The organism is Cupriavidus pauculus, assembly GCF_008801835.1.
Lineage (GTDB): Bacteria > Pseudomonadota > Gammaproteobacteria > Burkholderiales > Burkholderiaceae > Cupriavidus > Cupriavidus pauculus.
This window is the reverse complement of record NZ_VZOW01000102.1, coordinates 1-827: the sequence shown is the minus strand read 5'-3', so window position 1 is coordinate 827 and position 827 is coordinate 1. Positions and strand designations below refer to the sequence as shown.

1 protein-coding gene is annotated in these 827 nt (G+C 61.1%); it reads right to left on the bottom strand.

What is annotated here, in order from left to right:
- A partial coding sequence (locus F7R19_RS29580; protein WP_150982971.1) for a bifunctional UDP-4-keto-pentose/UDP-xylose synthase occupies positions 1–827 on the bottom strand: 827 nt, incomplete at both ends.

The window sequence follows — 827 nt, the reverse complement described above, 5'->3', positions numbered from 1 at the left end:
TCCGCGTACTCCGGATAGTCGGCCGCCATCTTCAGCATCATCTCCGCCAGTTCGCGCACCGAATGGATATTGGCAGGATTGCCAATATTGAAGATCTTGCCGCTGGCCACGCCACCCTGGTTCTCGATGATCCGCATCAGCGCCGAGATGCCGTCCGAAATATCGGCAAACGCGCGCTTCTGCTCGCCGCCATCGACCAGCTTGATCGGCTCGCCGCGCACGATATGGCCCAGGAACTGCGTCACCACGCGCGACGATCCTTCCTTCGACTCGAAGATCGAATCGAGCCCCGCGCCGATCCAGTTGAACGGCCGGAACAGCGTGTAGTTCAGGCCCTGCTCCATGCCATAGGCGTGGATCACGCGGTCCATCAACTGCTTGGAGCACGCATAGATCCAGCGCGGCTTGTTGATCGGGCCGTAGATCAGCGGCGACGCTTCCGGATCGAACTCGTCGTCGGCGCACATGCCGTACACCTCGGACGTCGACGGAAACACCAGGTGCTTGCCGTACTTAACCGCGCTGCGCACGATCGGCAGGTTGGCCTCGAAATCGAGCTCGAACACGCGCAGCGGGTTGCGCACGTAAGTGGCCGGCGTGGCAATCGCCACCAGTGGCAGAATCACGTCGCACTTGCGGATGTTGTACTCGATCCACTCCTTGTTGATGGTGATGTCACCTTCGGAGAAGTGCATGCGCGGATGGTTCACCAGATCGCCAAGGCGGTCCGACGACATGTCCATGCCGTAGACCTCCCACGGCGTGGTTTCCAGGATGCGGCGCGTCAGGTGGTGGCCGATGAAGCCGTTGACGCCAAGAATCAGGAC